At 55.4% G+C, this 15,164-nt stretch carries 11 protein-coding genes; 6 read left to right on the top strand and 5 right to left on the bottom strand.

What is annotated here, in order from left to right:
• Positions 1 to 77 precede the first annotated feature (77 nt).
• From JBO43_RS17360 to JBO43_RS17375, 4 genes are all read left to right on the top strand, one after another.
• On the top strand, positions 78 to 1,115 hold the full coding sequence (locus JBO43_RS17360; RefSeq protein WP_202674778.1) for an aldo/keto reductase: 1,038 nt from the start codon (positions 78 to 80) through the stop codon (positions 1,113 to 1,115).
• Positions 1,116 to 1,322: 207 nt separating this feature from the next.
• Entirely contained in the window at positions 1,323 to 2,699 is a 1,377-nt protein-coding gene (locus JBO43_RS17365; RefSeq protein ID WP_095281354.1) for a glycoside hydrolase family 1 protein, read from the top strand.
• Positions 2,700 to 2,751: 52 nt separating this feature from the next.
• Positions 2,752 to 4,074, top strand: coding sequence for a PTS sugar transporter subunit IIC (locus JBO43_RS17370; protein WP_103946927.1), 1,323 nt, complete (start codon positions 2,752 to 2,754; stop codon positions 4,072 to 4,074).
• A 15-nt stretch (positions 4,075 to 4,089) separates the two neighbouring features.
• The gene (locus JBO43_RS17375; RefSeq protein WP_103948755.1) at positions 4,090 to 4,806 is read left to right on the top strand and encodes a GntR family transcriptional regulator; all 717 of its coding nucleotides are present in this window, start codon (positions 4,090 to 4,092) and stop codon (positions 4,804 to 4,806) included.
• Positions 4,807 to 4,854: 48 nt separating this feature from the next.
• Here the strand turns inward: JBO43_RS17375 and ldtB are convergent, their stop codons facing one another.
• Entirely contained in the window at positions 4,855 to 5,775 is a 921-nt protein-coding gene (gene ldtB / locus JBO43_RS17380) for a L,D-transpeptidase LdtB (protein WP_095281357.1), read from the bottom strand.
• 223 nt (positions 5,776 to 5,998) lie between these two features.
• Between ldtB and JBO43_RS17385 the strand changes: the two genes are divergently transcribed.
• Positions 5,999 to 7,594, top strand: coding sequence for an ABC-F family ATPase (locus tag JBO43_RS17385; protein WP_103946926.1), 1,596 nt, complete (start codon positions 5,999 to 6,001; stop codon positions 7,592 to 7,594).
• Positions 7,595 to 7,778: 184 nt separating this feature from the next.
• Here the strand turns inward: JBO43_RS17385 and JBO43_RS17390 are convergent, their stop codons facing one another.
• Complete coding sequence (locus tag JBO43_RS17390; protein ID WP_202674779.1) at positions 7,779 to 10,142, bottom strand: glycoside hydrolase family 31 protein; 2,364 nt, start codon at positions 10,140 to 10,142, stop codon at positions 7,779 to 7,781.
• A gap of 17 nt (positions 10,143 to 10,159) precedes the next feature.
• Entirely contained in the window at positions 10,160 to 11,461 is a 1,302-nt protein-coding gene (locus JBO43_RS17395) for an MFS transporter (protein WP_095281360.1), read from the bottom strand.
• A gap of 289 nt (positions 11,462 to 11,750) precedes the next feature.
• Here JBO43_RS17395 and JBO43_RS17400 point away from each other — a divergent pair, with 289 nt between their 5' ends.
• Positions 11,751 to 12,824, top strand: coding sequence for a LacI family DNA-binding transcriptional regulator (locus JBO43_RS17400; protein WP_202674780.1), 1,074 nt, complete (start codon positions 11,751 to 11,753; stop codon positions 12,822 to 12,824).
• On the opposite strand, the gene JBO43_RS17405 is transcribed toward JBO43_RS17400, so the two are convergent.
• Both JBO43_RS17405 and JBO43_RS17410 read right to left on the bottom strand, forming a co-directional pair.
• Positions 12,821 to 14,077, bottom strand: a complete 1,257-nt coding sequence (locus tag JBO43_RS17405; RefSeq protein WP_202674781.1) for a DUF1479 domain-containing protein — start codon at positions 14,075 to 14,077, stop codon at positions 12,821 to 12,823. The two genes, JBO43_RS17400 and JBO43_RS17405, sit on opposite strands and share 4 nt — an antisense overlap.
• A gap of 158 nt (positions 14,078 to 14,235) precedes the next feature.
• On the bottom strand, positions 14,236 to 15,045 hold the full coding sequence (locus JBO43_RS17410) for a Cof-type HAD-IIB family hydrolase (protein ID WP_202674782.1): 810 nt from the start codon (positions 15,043 to 15,045) through the stop codon (positions 14,236 to 14,238).
• Positions 15,046 to 15,164 lie beyond the last annotated feature (119 nt).

Consider the following 15,164-nt stretch of genomic DNA (forward strand, 5'->3'; position numbering starts at 1 on the left):
AACGCCACATTCGCGTTTTGCAGGGGCGGAGTATAACTATCCGGCACCCATCAAACGAACATTGTGAGGAACGTCATATGCGTTATCAAAAACTGGGCAATACCGGTCTGTTTGTTTCTGAACTGTGCCTCGGCACCATGACCTTTGGCGGTGAAGGCGGCATGTGGGGGAAAATTGGTCAGCTTCAGCAGAGCGATGCGGAAAAGCTGGTTGGTCGCGCGTTGGATGCCGGAATTAACTTTATCGACACCGCCAACGTTTATTCGGAAGGGCGCTCGGAGGAGATCACCGGCCAGGCGCTGAAAAATCTTAAGATCCCGCGTGAAAATGTGGTCGTCGCTACCAAAGTCTTCGGCGAAACCGGCACGGCGGGCGTCAATTCGCGCGGCAGTTCGCGCTATCACATCATTAACAGCGTCAAAGAGAGCCTGCGCCGCATGCAGCTCGATCATATCGATCTCTATCAACTGCACGGTTTCGACCCGGCAACCCCGATCGAAGAGACGCTCTACGCCCTGGATAATCTGGTGCAGCACGGCCACGTGCGCTACATCGGCGTGTCGAACTGGGCGGCGTGGCAAATCACCAAAGCGTTGGGGATTTCCGAGCGTCTCGGGCTGGCACGTTTTGCTTCCCTGCAGGCGTATTACACCATCGCCGGGCGCGATCTCGAACGTGAGCTGGTACCGATGATGCAAAGTGAAGGCGTCGGGCTGATGGTCTGGAGCCCACTGGCCGGTGGTTTACTGAGCGGAAAATATGGCCGCGACGGCCAGAGCGAAGCGGGCAGTCGTCGTCAGGAGTTTGACTTCCCGCCGGTGGACAAAGATCGCGCATTCGACTGTGTCGATGTGATGCGCACCATTGCTGAGAGCAAAGGCGTGTCGGTGGCGCAGATCGCGCTGGCGTGGCTGCTACATCAGAAGGTGGTAAGCAGCGTGATCATTGGCGCCAAACGCGTCGATCAGCTGGATGACAATATCGCCGCGACCACGATTCGCTTAAGCGAGGATGAACTGCAACAGCTCGACGCCGTCAGCGCACTGCCACGGGAATACCCTGGCTGGATGCTGGAGCGCCAGGGTGAATATCGCCAGAATCAGCTGAAAGGTTAACCCTCCATCGCCGGGCGGCGCTGCGCTTGCCCGGCCTACAAAAACCACACACAAATCCACGAACGTAGGCCGGATAAGCGAAGCGCCATCCGGCTTTTTTATTTCTATCCCGCTCACAAAAAACGATCCTTCCCTTTGCTTGATTTTTCATCTTTAGCTATATGACTAGTCATGAAATTTAAATGACTAGTCATATAGGGAGAGACCATGAAGCAATCACTGCCAGCTAACTTTTTATGGGGTAACTCGGTGTCCAGTATGCAGACCGAGGGGGCGTGGAACGAGGGCGGAAAAGGAATGTCGGTGTACGACATCCGTGAAGCCGGTGAAAATGCCTCCGACTGGAAAGTCGCCACCGACTCCTATCATCGCTACAAAGAAGATTTCGATTTAATGCAGGATCTGGGCATGAACTGCTACCGCTTCCAGATCTCCTGGAGCCGCGTCTGCCCTCAGGGCGACGGGGAATTCAATGAAGAAGGCATCGCGTTCTACGATCGTTTCATCGACGATCTGATCGCGCGCGGTATCGAGCCGATGGTCTGCCTGTATCACTTCGACATGCCGCTGGCGCTGGCCCAGGAGTACAACGGCTTTAACGACCGCCGGGTGCTGGATGCGTTTGTGCGCTACGGCAAAAAGATGATCGACTGCTACGGCGACCGCGTGAAGTACTGGCTGACCTTTAACGAGCAGAACATTTTCCACATGCCGGAAGCGTTCCGGGTTTCAGGCTACATGAAGGGCGAGCAAACTCTGCGTGAACTTTATGAAGTTCAGCACCATACGATGGTGGCGCACATGGCGCTGACGGAGTATCTGCATCAGGCGAAACCGGGCCAGATGATGGGCGGCATGCTGGCGCACCAGCTGATCTATCCGGCAACCTGCAAACCGCGCGACATCTTCTGCGCTCAGCAGTACGACGAATTCCTCAACCAGAACCTGCTGCGGGTCTTTGCGGGGCAAGGCTACAGCCCGGCGGTGATGGCGGTGGTTGAGCAGCAAGGCTTCGGCGATATTTATCGCGCGGAAGATTTGGCCCTATTGGCGCGCACCAAAAACGACTTCATGGCCTTCAGCTACTACGCGAGTAAAACCCTCGACAGCGATCCGATCCCGGAAGGCACGCCGGTCAACTACTACCTGACGCACGGCGAGAAAAACAATCCGTTCCTGAAAGCCACCGAATGGAACTGGCAGATCGACCCGCTTGGCTTTCGCACTATCATCACTCGCTACTACAACGACTGGCGTATGCCGGTGTTCCCGATTGAAAACGGTATCGGGGTCATTGAGTCCTGGGACGGCGTGAATCAAATCGAAGACGATTACCGCATCGACTATCACCGCAAGCATTTCGAGGCGATGAAAGCGGCGATCTTTGAAGACGGTGCGCAGGTGATTGGCTATCTCGGCTGGGGTTTGATCGACATTCTCAGCTCCCAGGGCGACATGCGCAAACGCTACGGCGTGGTGTACGTCAACCGCGAGAACCACGATCTTAAGGACCTGAAACGCGTGCCGAAAAAGAGCTATGCGTGGTTAAAACAGGCTATTCATAGCAACGGAAGCGAACTGTAAGTCGTACGCTGCCGGACCGGTTTTTGTGACTGATTGATGGGAAATATCCGCTATGTCTGATACAAAAATTACACCTGCGATGCAGTCGTTTGTCGACAGATTTGTTGAGTTCTCCGCGCGCCTGGCCAACCAGGTGCACTTACGCTCCCTGCGCGATGCCTTCGCCACGGTGATGCCGATCTTCATCCTTGCCGGTCTTGCGGTACTGGTGAATAACGTGGTGTTTCCGTGGGTGCTGGAGGGGGAAACCCTTACCCAGTTCAAGGTGTGGGGCGAGGCGATTATCAACGGCACGCTGAACATTGCGGCGCTGTTGCTGGCGCCAATGATTGCCTGGTCGCTGGCGCGCAACAAAGATTTCGACAACCCGGTTTCGGCAGTGGTTATCGCCGTGAGCAGTTTTATCATTATGATGCCGATGCAGTTGCAACTGGTGCCTGTCGGCAGCCAGACAGCGGTGAACGTCACCCAGGTGCTGACCTTCGGCAATATCGGCTCGACGGGAATTTTTGCCGGGGTGCTGATCGGCCTGATCTCTACCGAAGTGTTTATCGCGATTTCGCGCCTGAAAGCGCTGCACATTTCGCTGGGCGAGAACGTCCCGCCTGCGGTGAGCAAATCCTTTACGGCGCTGATCCCGACCATCATTACGCTCTCGCTGTTCGCCATTGTGGCGGCGCTGCTGGCGAACGTGCTGCACACGGATCTGATCCACCTGATCACCCATTTCATCCAGCAGCCGCTCCGACTGATTAACACCAGTCTGCCCGGCACCATTTTTATCTACAGCTTCGGGAATTTCCTGTTTACGCTCGGTATTCACCAGTCGGTGGTGAACAGCGTGATTCTGGAACCTTTCCTGTTAATCAACACCAATGAGAACATGCTGGCCTTCGCCAACGGTCAGCCAATCCCGCATATCATCAACAATATTTTTGTCCCGACCTTCGGCATGATTGGCGGGACGGGCAGCACTATTTCGCTGCTGATTGCCATCTTCATCTTCTCGCGCCAGAAATCGGCCAAACAGGTGGCGCGGCTGTCGCTGGCGCCGGGGCTGTTTAACATCAACGAGCCGGTGATTTTCGGTCTGCCGATTGTCTTCAACCTGCCGCTGATGATCCCGTTTGTGTTGCTTCCGGCGATCGGAATTTACTTCGCCTGGCTCTGTACCACGCTCGGGCTGATGTCGCGCTGCGTGGTGATGATCCCGTGGACCACGCCGCCGATACTTAGCGCCTGGCTGGCGACGGCAGGGGACTGGCGGGCGGTAGTGGTTCAGTTGGCAATCATTGTATTTGGTGTATTCTTCTACCTGCCTTTCCTCAAGATTGCTGAGAGGGTGGCGTTGAAAAACAGTGTGATAGCGGATTAATCAAAAGGAAAAGGCATGGCGGCGAAGTACATCACCATCGCGCGGGAAATTAAGAAACGCATTATCAGCCAGCAGTATGCCGCCAATGAACCGCTGCCAGACCAGTTTGCGCTGGCGGCGGAGTTCAGCACCAGCCGGATGACCATCCAGCAGGCGATGCGCCAGCTAATAGTGGAAGGACTCGTCTATACGCGCCAGGGGCAGGGGACCTTTATCCGTAAAAACTTCCTGCAACTCTCCCAGTGGGATCTCTCCGGCAGCGACTACTTCGGTGCGACCAAAACCTGGGAACATCTCGGGACGGTGAGCAGCAAAGTGGTTCATTTCGAGCTGCGCTTCCCGAACGAGAAAGAGCAGTCGTCCCTGATGATTAACGCCGATACGCCGATCTATGATTTCATCCGCCTGCGCTCCCTCAACGGTGAGCCGATGTCGCTGGATTCCACGGTCATGCCGCTGAATCTGGTGCCGGGACTCAATAAAACCCATCTCGAAAGCTCGGTGTTCCAGTATGTCCAGGAGACGCTGGGGCTGAAAATTATGGGGTCGTATCGCGTAGTGCGGGCGCTAAAACCGAATGCGCTGGATATGCAGCATCTGGTCTGCGAGCAAACTGACCCGGTGCTGGAAGTGGAACAGGTCATCTATCTTGAGGATGGCACGCCGCTGGAATACGCCCATTGCCATTATCGCTACGATCACGGCGGCATCGTTATCGTGAATAACGGGTAATAAAAAAGCGGGCTGATGAGCCCGCTTTTTTGTTTGCGACAACTTAAATCAATTCAAACGTACCGGCATACCGGAACGGTTCTGCACCGCCTGATCAACAACCGTCGGTTCAACGTCCGCCTGGCTGGTCACAGCCTGGATGTTGCTTTTCAGGTTAATCGGTACGATTTCGTTGTTGTTAATCTGATCTTCGCTGGTGGACAGCGGGTTATGCACTTCGATATAGCGGCTGCCATCCGGCTCGGAGGTCGCTTTGACCGGTTCGTTGATGAACTGGACGCGAGTACCGACCGGAACATTCTCGAACAGGAATTTGATATCGTCGTTACGCAGACGCACACAGCCGTGGCTCACGCGAAGACCAATACCAAAGTTCGCGTTGGTGCCGTGGATAGCATACAGACGGCCAATGTACAGCGCGTACAGACCCATAGGGTTGTCCGGGCCGGCAGGCACAACGGCTGGCAGCGGTTCACCGGCAGCGATGTACTCGGCGTGCATTTTGGCAGTCGGCGTCCAGGTTGGGCCCGCTTTCTTACGCTCTACTTTGGTGGTCCAGTTCAGCGGGGTGTCTTTACCCAACTGACCGATACCAATCGGCAGAACGATGACGGTATTGGTGCCTTTCGGGTAGTAATACAGGCGCATTTCGGCACTGTTGATCACAATACCTTCATGGACGGTATCCGGCAGAATCAGCTGCTGAGGGATGTTCAACACCGTACCCGCTTTAGGCAGATACGGGTCAACGCCGGGGTTTGCTTCCAGCATGTTGGACAGGCCCAATTGGTACTCAGCGGCATAATATTCCAGCGGCTGTGAGTTGCCTTCCGGAACAATAACCACCTGGTTTTGACCCACCAGACGGCTACCGTCTGTCGGCAGCGGATAAGTCACCGCAGAAGCGGTATTGCAAAAACCTACTACGGCTAACGCCGCCGCAAAAAGCGTTGATAATTTCATATTCATGTTATGCGAGGTATCTTTGCCACTCTGGCGATTAGTTGATGAGTCTGAATCATTGATGGGAGCGCATTATATGTGCATTCCCTCGCGCATGGAATTCAGATGTGTACGAAATCACATTTTTTTCGATTTTGTTAAAGTTTAGTGCTTCGTTGCAACACGGGATCTCAATTCGGAATTGTGGCATAATGCCGTGTTTATCACACTTTTTCGCAGGAATCTCTCCGTGTTAGTTACCAGCAACATCACTATGCAGTTTGGCAGTAAGCCGCTGTTCGAAAACATTTCCGTCAAATTTGGCGGCGGCAACCGTTACGGCCTGATTGGTGCCAACGGTAGCGGAAAATCCACCTTTATGAAAATTCTCGGCGGCGATTTAGAGCCGACGCTTGGCAACGTGTCGCTCGACCCTAATGAGCGCCTCGGTAAGCTGCGTCAGGATCAGTTCGCCTTTGAAGAGTTTTCAGTGCTCGACACCGTGATCATGGGACACGGGGAACTGTGGGAAGTGAAGCAAGAGCGCGACCGCATCTACGCGCTGGCTGAAATGAGCGAAGAAGACGGCTATAAAGTGGCCGATCTTGAAGTGCTTTACGGTGAAATGGACGGCTACTCTGCGGAGTCACGTGCCGGTGAACTGCTGCTCGGCGTCGGTATTCCGGTGGAGCAACATTACGGCCTGATGAGCGAAGTCGCACCAGGCTGGAAGCTGCGTGTGCTTCTGGCGCAGGCGCTGTTCTCCAATCCAGAAATTCTGCTGCTCGATGAACCGACGAACAACCTGGACATCGACACCATTCGCTGGCTGGAGCAGGTGCTGAACGAACGTGGCAGTACCATGATCATCATTTCGCACGACCGTCACTTCCTGAACATGGTCTGCACCCACATGGCCGATCTGGACTACGGCGAGCTGCGCGTTTATCCGGGCAACTACGACGAGTACATGACGGCGGCGACTCAGGCGCGTGAACGCCTGTTGTCTGATAACGCCAAGAAAAAAGCGCAGATTGCTGATCTGCAATCCTTCGTCAGCCGCTTTAGCGCCAACGCCTCTAAGTCACGTCAGGCAACTTCTCGTGCGCGTCAGATTGACAAAATTAAGCTGGATGAAGTGAAAGCTTCCAGCCGTCAGAACCCATTCATTCGCTTCGAGCAGGACAAGAAACTGTTCCGTAATGCGCTGGAAGTGGAAGCGCTGGCGAAAGGTTTTGATAATGGCCCGCTGTTCAAAAAACTCAATCTGCTGCTGGAAGTGGGCGAGAAAATTGCGGTACTGGGTGCGAACGGCGTGGGTAAATCAACCCTGCTGAAAACCCTGGTGGGCGAACTGACGCCTGACCACGGTACGGTGAAATGGTCTGAAAACGCCCAGCTTGGTTATTACGCGCAGGATCACGAATACGAATTCGAAAACGATCTGACCGTCTTCGACTGGATGAGCCAGTGGAAGCAGGAAGGCGACGACGAGCAGGTCGTGCGCGGTATTCTGGGCCGTCTGCTGTTCAGCCAGGACGACATCAAAAAGCCTGCTAAAGTGCTTTCTGGTGGTGAAAAGGGTCGCATGCTGTTCGGTAAACTGATGATGGAAAAACCAAACATCCTCATCATGGACGAACCGACCAACCACCTGGATATGGAATCTATCGAATCGCTGAACATGGCGCTGGAAATGTATCAGGGCACCCTGATCTTCGTTTCCCACGACCGTGAATTTGTGAGCTCCCTGGCAACCCGCGTGATTGAGATTACGCCGGAACGCATCGTGGACTTCACCGGTAATTACGAAGATTACCTGCGCAGTAAAGGTATCGATAATTAATGCAGTAAAGCCGGGTGGCGCTCACGCTTACCCGGCCTACAAGGTCAATGCAAAACGGCAACCCAAGGGTTGCCGTTTTTAATGTTTTCTCCCTCTCCCTGTGGGAGAGGGTTGGGGTGAGGGCATCAAACCACACCGATCCCGTAGGCCGGGTAAGGCGAAGCCGCCACCCGGCAATCAACGGCTACAAAGCCCACTCACTCTGCTCAATCCCGTTGATCAACAACTGACGTTTCTCACCCACTGGTAACGACACCTTCAGCGCTTTCCACGCCGGACGATAATCCCCGCGCGCCGTCACGTTCAAGTTGATAGTTGAGCCTTCGCACACCATCTCCCACTCCAGCCACAGCGCATTGCCTTTCTGATAACCCCAGCTTTCGCCGTCGTCTTCAAACAGCAGACCAGATGTCGTACCCACGCCTTTCAGCGGGAATAATTTCAGCTCGCGGGTATCGTCTTTCGCGGCGCTCACATGGGTGATGCGTTCGCTGAGCGGCAGACCCGCACCGGCGCGTACCAGTAGCGGCAGTTTTTCCAATGGTGCATCACGGACGATCCACTGACCGCCGGAGAACCATTCATGAGTGTAAAAATCGTACCAGCCGGTTTCGTTATCCGGCAGCCAGAGGCGGCGCTCGCGCTGGCCTTGTTCGACCACGCTGGCAACCAGCACATCGCGACCCAGCAGGAAATCGTCACACTCTTCGAACGTTTGCGCGTCATGCTCGTGATCGAGGAAGGTCGGGCGCAGCATCGGCTCGTCATCTGCATGGGCCTGCCACAGCAGGGTGTAGAGATACGGCAGCAGGCGATAGCGCAGTTCAATCGCACCGCGAATGGCAGGTGTCACGCCCGGATACATCCACGGCTCATTCACAGTGTGATCGTCATTCCATGAGTGAATGGTAAAGCGCGGATGCATCACGCCGTTTTGCACCCAGCGCACAAACAGCTCGGCATCTGGTTTATCGCCGGAGAAACCGCCGACATCGTGTCCGACGTTAAACAGCCCGGAGAGGCTCATGCCCAGCCCCATGCGGGTGTTATAGCGAAGGGTGTCCCAGTTGGTGCGGTTGTCGCCGCTCCAGGTCTGAACGTAGCGCTGCATACCGGCGCAGCCGGAGCGGGAGATCAGGTACGGACGTTTGTCCGGGGCAAAACGCTGCTGAGCTTCCATCGAGGCGCGCATCATCAGCAACGGCATCACCGGGCGGATATGCTTGATCGCAATCTCCTGACCAAATCCGTGGCAGCATGCTTCCCCGTCCCAGACTTCAAACTCGTTGTTGTCGTTCCAGGTGGAGTCGATACCCATTTCCAGCAGTTGCGTGGTTACGCCTTCCTGCCACCACTGAATGGTCTGCGGATGGGTAAAGTCGAGGTGCGACCCTTCGTCATCCCAGAAGCTGGAACGTTCTGGCGCATCGGTTTCTGAATCACGGATAAACAAGCCGCGTTCTGCCACTTCGTTATAGCGTGGATGATCCTGCAGCAGGCACGGCTTGATGTTCGCCGCGAGCTTCAGGCCTGCGTCGTGGAACGCCTGGCTCATCACCTTCGGCTGCGGCACTTTGTCGTAGTTCCAGTTGAAGACGTAACGCTTGCCGTTGATCGAGGTATACCCGGACGACAGCTGGAACGAATCGCACGGAATTGCGTGCTCTTCGCACAGGCGGATGAAGTTCATCAGCTGATTTTGCGCGTCCGGTGCGTCGGTGTAGTGCATGGTCGATCCGCTGTAGCCGAGGCTCCATTTCGGGCCAAACAGGGTTTTCCCGGTCAGACGAACAAAGGCTTTGGTCACGTCCAGCACGCGTTTCCCGGTGAAAATATAGTAATCGATATCGCCCGCTTCGGCCTGCCAGCGGCGATACGCCGTGTGGTAGTTGTCGATTTCGTTGCCCAGATCCAGCCAGCAGCTGCTCAGGTTGTCGTAAAACAAACCATAGCTCACGTCGTCGCGGCGGGTGATGGTGAACGGAATATGCTTGTACAGCGGGTCGGTGCTGACCGCGTTATAGCCCATCGCGTCGAGGTTACGCATCTCGTAACGTTTACCGTTGCGCTGCAAATCGCCCGCTTTCTCGCCCAGACCGTAAAAACGCTCGTCCTTGCGACGGCTGAGATAGTGCGCTGCGCCGTCGCCGTGGGCGTTCAGCAGGTAGGCGCTGGTCGGGCGGTCGTGCGCCAGTTCCTGCCACTCACCGGCTTCATTACGGTAATGCCACTCTAGCCACAGAGGCTGATGGACAGTCACGCGCAGCTGTTCGGTGGCAACCACCAGAGTGTCGTCCTGCTGGGTCAGCGTCCATGTCGGACAGGTGAATCCGCTGAGATCGTCGCGCTGGCGACCTTCCCACGGCACATCCTTATCTGGCGCGATGCTCCAGGTTTTATCCAGCGACAGCTCGCCTTTGCGTTTGATCAGCACGCGGAACAGATTCTGTTCCAGCACATACAGGCACAGACGGTGCTGGCTATCGACCAACAGTTCCAGATGGTTCGCGGACTGTTCAAGTAGGGTCCAGTTTTTCAGGGTTTTCATATGCAATACATCCACTATCAGGCGCGCTTGGCGCGACGTTCAGCAATAAATGCCACCAGGAAAACAGCGCCAATCAGGTCAAAGAAACCCATGGCAATAAAGAGCGGGTTGAAGCCGATTTTGTCGGCGGTCACACCAATTAACAGAGAGAACAGGAAGCTCGCGATCCACGCCGCCGAGCCGCGCATACCGTTGACGGTCGCCATTTGGCCTTTATCGAACGACTCCACCACCAGGGCGCTTAACATGCAGGAGATGATTTGATGGCCGAAACCGCCGATGGAGATCAGCACGATGGTGATATAGGGGTCACGGGTGATGGCGACAGCGGCCAGGGAGATCATCAGGAACGCACCGGTAACGGAGCTTGCCACGACGGAGTTCACGCGGGTGCAGCCGAACCAGCGGGTATAGAGGCGGGTGAGGTAGCCGCTGACCACGCTGCCCAGATCGGCGGCGAGGAACGGCAGCCAGGCGAACATCGCAATCTGTTTCAGGTCCATGCCGTGCTCTTTCGCCAGATACAGCGGCACCCAAAAACTCAGCACGGCCCAGGCCGGTTCCGCCATAAAGGCGGGAATAGCAATTCCGTAAAAGCGTTTGTTTTTGGAGACGGTTTTCAGCGCGGTCAGGAACGGCAGTCGCACGGCAGGGGGTTCGTTATCCTGCTTGATGTAGTCCAGTTCGTCCTTGCCCAGATTCGGGTGCTGCTCAGGGTTGTGGTAGAACGCCCACCACAGGATCACCCACAGCAGGGCAAGCACGCCGGTAAACATAAACGCGCCCTGCCAGCCAAAAGAGGCGTGAGCGAAATAGATAATCGGCGGGGCCAACATCGCACCAATGGAGAACCCGACCCCTGCCCAACCGGCAGCCACCGGGCGCTCTGATTTCGGGAACCACTCCCCGATGGTTTTGGCGTTCGCCGGAGTCGCGGCAGCTTCTGATGCGCCCATAAAGAAGCGCAAGATGGCCAGATGCAGCCAGCTGTTTGCCCCGGCGTGGAAAATGCACATCAGCGCCCAAATCCCGGCGCAGACCATAAAGCCAATCTTCAGGCCAATTACGTCAATCAGCCAGCCGCACAGGGGCTGGAACAGGGTATAAGCAATCTGGAAGGCACCGACGATCCAGGAGTACTGTTCGGTGGTGATCCCCATGCTCTCTTTCAGCTCTGGGGCCAGAATACCTAACGAGTTTCGGGTGATGTAGTTAACGGTGACGCCCAGTAAAAACAGCACCAGCACGTACCAGCGCAGATTCTTCACGACGCGGCGGGTTTTGCTCGCCACGACAGGGGTATTAATGTCCTGACTCATTTTTCTCTCCACAAGACGGACGGTAAGGGGATGAACGTATCGGGTGTCACACCGGTTTTTATGCCTTTGATCGTTATCGGTTTTATCACTTCAAGTTGCTATACAACTAGTATGGAAGTGGTGTGACAAGTTCACCTTAAGGGAGAAAATGGACGGGAAATAGTGGATTTTGTGCAAGCTTTCTCATAAGTGTGCGTTGAAGTTTGGCATGATGCCGATATAGCCTGCTGTTACCGCAATCTCACGTTATGAAAATTTTTTCATTTAGCAAATGGAGCGAGATCACAAAATGGATAAAAGACTCAAAATCGCTGAAATCGCCTCCCGCACGCAGCTTTCGATCAGCACCGTTTCTCGCGTGCTGGCCGGGAAGTCGAACACCAGTGAAAAAGCGCGAACCAAAGTGCTGGAATGTGCGCGGGAGCTGGGCGTCATGGACGGTATGGCCGCTGGACGTTTGTTGCTCAACAGCCTGGTGGTCTTCGCCCCGCAGCGTGCGTTTGATGAGCGGTCTGATATCTTTTACTACCGCGTGATCCAGAGTGTGAGCAAAGGACTGGCTTCGCACGAAGTTCGGCTTCGCTATTGCGCACTGGAAGAAAACGACAGTGACGCGCAGCTGTTCCTCGCGCGAATGAATGAAACCGACACTCAGGCGGCGATTCTGCTCGGCATCGACGATCCGCATATTCACGATCTGGCCGTCGATATTGGCAAGCCCTGCATGCTGATTAACTGCCGGGACCAGCGGATGCGCCTGCCCGCCGTGGCGCCAGACCATCGCGCTATTGGCGAGCGGGCAGCAGAGTATTTGTTCGAGATGGGCCATCGCGAGGTGATGAACGTTCTGTGTCTGCGCCGCTACACAATGGAGCTGCGTCTGGCGGGTATCCGCGATGCGTGGCGCGGTCATAATCTGAAGTTTAACGACAAACGCGATCTGTTGGTGGTGCCGAGTTTCAGCGCCAAAGAGACTGAGCAGCAGGTGAGCGAGTGGCTGAGTCAGATGGCGGAAAAAGCGCTGCCGACGGCGTTTTTGGTTGGTGGGGATTTTATGGCGGCGGGCACTATTAGCGCGCTACAAAAGCACGGTCTGCGCGTCCCGCAGGATGTGTCGGTGATGAGTATCGATGGCTTTAATCTGGCCGCGATTCAGGATGTGCCGTTAACGGCAGTACATGTTCCGCGTGATGAGCTGGGAACTGAAGCAGTGCATATGCTCCAGCAAAGGCTGATGCGCCCGGACGCGCCGGTCGGGACGCTGTTGCTGAACGGCACCCTGGCAGTGCGGGAGTCGGTACGGCGGATACGTCAGGGGAAACGACGCACCGCCGTGGAACGGGAGGGGCTTTACGACGCTTAGGCCATGCCGAGCGCGCGTTTCCCGTGGATATTGAGATCGTTCAGGGTAAAGCGGTCCTGCCAGGTTTTCTCGTAATCTTCGCGCGGGAAATCACCCGGTGACGCGCCGGTTTCCAGCGCCGCTTTGACTTTCTGCGCGTAGGCGAGGTTTTTCTCGCACATCGGTGCGGCAGGAATGTACATCACGTTGCCCCAACCCTGCTGATTATCCACCGGCGCGACGGAGTGGATCACATCGCAATGCCACCACACTGAATCGCCCGCTTCCAGCGCCGGAATACTGGTCAGCGCTTCGATAAGCAGCGGATGCCACTTCTCGGAGACCGGCAGCACGCGCCCTGGCGCAACGCCGCAGAGTTCATCTTCCGGCACATCGTCCAGCAGTGGACGCAGCAGAATGTAGGCCATCGCTTCCGGGATCGGCACCACATGCAGCAGGCCCTGGTTCGGGATCATATCCGACAGCGCGGTCCAGCCCTGGAAGGTACGGAACACCGAACATTTGGTGGTGTTATCCACGGTGTACTCTTCCACTTCGGTACGGTGCGCCGCATTCCACGGATCGTACTGATCGATATTCCCGTCAAACACACGGGCAAACACCTGCTGATAGGCCGGGAGCAGCCAGCGCTCCAGCGCGCCAGAATCCGTATGCGCGCCCAGTCCTTTCGAGGTGGTGCCAGGCGGACGACGGCGGATGCGATCCGGGTAGATCACGCTGACATCCGGGTTGAACCACTGTTTGCCGTTGCTCTCAAAAGTCCACAAACGGTTCAGGAACGACTGCACCTGCGCCATCTCTTCGCTCTGACGCGCCTGCATCTGCGCCTGGGACCAGTAGATCGGGAAAATTTCCGGACGCGACGCGGTCAGAGTGCCGAAGAAGTTATCCCCCGGCCCTTTGTACACCTCGTCAAACTGGTTGAGATCGAGATAGTCGAGCATCGAGTTATCCCACGCCAGCGCCTGCTCGCGCGGGAAATGACCTTTGATCACCGCGCAACCACGGCGTTTTACGGCTTCACGCTGTGCTGCCGTGATTTTCCCGTTCTTCACATCCTCGAAGGGAATGATCGGCCACACACTTTCACCCTTGGTTTTCAGGGCGTTGATTTCCGCCACGCGGGTGGCAATTTTATCGCTGAGCTGGTCAAAAACGCCCTGAACGTCACCGATTTGGGCACGTAACTCGCGTTTTAACTGGCGAATGGCGGCTTTGTGGTCCGCAGGCAAAATTTCACTGGAGAAGGTCATAACTGCCTCGCTATCTTTCATTCGAAAGTAAAAGTATCTACAAGTGATACTTTAAGTTAAAAATAAGTTAATGCAAGTTTAAAAACTTGACGGATAGCACAGGATGGAAAAAGAGTGATCTGCCGGAGTATTACCCCGGCGAGAGAGGAAATCAGAGGTTAAAACGGAGCAGTATTGTCGAGCACGGCCTGAATGACGTTCAGCGCACCCTGGTGGTTATTGTCATCGGTGTTGAATTTACTGATGGTTTTGATGCTTTCTGCCGCATTGCCCATAGCGAACGAGTATTTCACTAGCTTGAGCATCTCCGCATCGTTGCCGCTGTCGCCAATCGCCACGCACTCCTGGGGAGAGGCATTCCAGCGTTTCAGCAGGCGGCTGATGCCGTTGGCTTTGTGCAGGCCAGGAATGATCAAATCAACAAAGCCGAAGCCGCTGGTGACGGGTTTCATTATGCCGTCTAAAGAGACGTGCAGTTTGTCGATGAGGTCAGGAATATCGCTGTCCGGCAGGTTCAGGGAGAACTTAAACAGCACGTCGTCGATCTCCTGATAGTCGCTGATGCGCTGTAAGCGGTGGTAGTGTTTGGACATCAGCGCCACGAATTCATCCGGCGCGTTTTTGCTGACGTAGGCGCTCTCCAGCCCGCAGGCGACGAAGTTGAGCTGTTTGTCTTTCAGTAATTCGCCGATCACGATCTGAGATTCGTGACGCGTCAGTTCGCCGTGAAAAATTTGCTCGCCGTGATCGAAGACCAGAGCGCCGTTTTCCGCCACGAAGGAGATCTGTTCTTTCAGTTCCGGGAAGAAGGAGATGAGCTGGTAATACTGATTCCCGCTGGCGACCACGAACTCGATGTCGCGGGCCTGAAGCTGCTGAAATTGCGCCATAAAGCGTTCACGATCGTACTGCTTGGCGTCATCAAGGAAAGTTCCGTCCATATCGGTGACGATAACTTTTACGGTCATACATTGCTCTCCAGAATATTACTGCGACCAGCAACATTCTAATAACAATGTGACCCGAACCACAAATTTATTTCGAATGAAAGTAAAAGCGCCGGGTGGCGGCTGCGCCTTACCCGGCC

This window comes from Lelliottia jeotgali, from assembly GCF_016771845.1.
GTDB classification, from domain to species: Bacteria; Pseudomonadota; Gammaproteobacteria; order Enterobacterales; family Enterobacteriaceae; genus Enterobacter; species Enterobacter jeotgali.

Bases quoted from the DNA above. Each gene is read 5' to 3' on its own strand.
- JBO43_RS17360 (WP_202674778.1), top strand. From the start codon at position 78: ATGCGTTATCAAAAACTGGGCAATACCGGTCTGTTTGTTTCTGAACTG.
- JBO43_RS17365 (WP_095281354.1), top strand. From the start codon at position 1,323: ATGAAGCAATCACTGCCAGCTAACTTTTTATGGGGTAACTCGGTGTCC.
- JBO43_RS17370 (WP_103946927.1), top strand. From the start codon at position 2,752: ATGTCTGATACAAAAATTACACCTGCGATGCAGTCGTTTGTCGACAGA.
- JBO43_RS17375 (WP_103948755.1), top strand. From the start codon at position 4,090: ATGGCGGCGAAGTACATCACCATCGCGCGGGAAATTAAGAAACGCATT.
- ldtB (WP_095281357.1), bottom strand. From the start codon at position 5,775: ATGAATATGAAATTATCAACGCTTTTTGCGGCGGCGTTAGCCGTAGTA.
- JBO43_RS17390 (WP_202674779.1), bottom strand. From the start codon at position 10,142: ATGAAAACCCTGAAAAACTGGACCCTACTTGAACAGTCCGCGAACCAT.
- JBO43_RS17395 (WP_095281360.1), bottom strand. From the start codon at position 11,461: ATGAGTCAGGACATTAATACCCCTGTCGTGGCGAGCAAAACCCGCCGC.
- JBO43_RS17400 (WP_202674780.1), top strand. From the start codon at position 11,751: ATGGATAAAAGACTCAAAATCGCTGAAATCGCCTCCCGCACGCAGCTT.
- JBO43_RS17405 (WP_202674781.1), bottom strand. From the start codon at position 14,077: ATGACCTTCTCCAGTGAAATTTTGCCTGCGGACCACAAAGCCGCCATT.
- JBO43_RS17410 (WP_202674782.1), bottom strand. From the start codon at position 15,045: ATGACCGTAAAAGTTATCGTCACCGATATGGACGGAACTTTCCTTGAT.